Below are 322 nucleotides of genomic sequence, written 5' to 3'. Positions count from 1 at the left end.
CCAAATACCCGTTTGCGGGCATCGCTCCGATCCGTGGCACGACAACTTCTCAGGCTGCGTCTCAAGTTGACGCAAAAATCCGGCATCACGCAGTTGCGCCAGAAATACCGATCGACTCGGCGGCACTGGTCGAGATTCGCCCAGGTAATGCCACTGCACCTGTTCGGCTTCCAGCCAGTTGACGTGCGGCGGGTCGAAACGCTCACCGGCCCGATAGCGCTCGGGGTGACCACCGCGGGCAAATTTCAGTTGGTCCTTACGCATGGTCGACAAGCCGTAGAGCGCCATCCAGTAGCCACTTTCCGGCACCACCTTGTCACCG

At 60.2% G+C, this 322-nt stretch carries 1 pseudogene; it reads right to left on the bottom strand.

Annotation, left to right across the window (positions count from 1 at the left end):
• A pseudogene (locus tag HWX76_RS36505) lies at nt 1-322 on the bottom strand (sel1 repeat family protein); the annotation flags it as partial.

The sequence above is a fragment of the Burkholderia sp. BCC0398 genome (genome assembly GCF_902833245.1).
Classification (GTDB): Bacteria; Pseudomonadota; Gammaproteobacteria; order Burkholderiales; family Burkholderiaceae; genus Burkholderia; species Burkholderia sola.
This window is presented reverse-complemented; position numbering and strand designations above follow the sequence as displayed.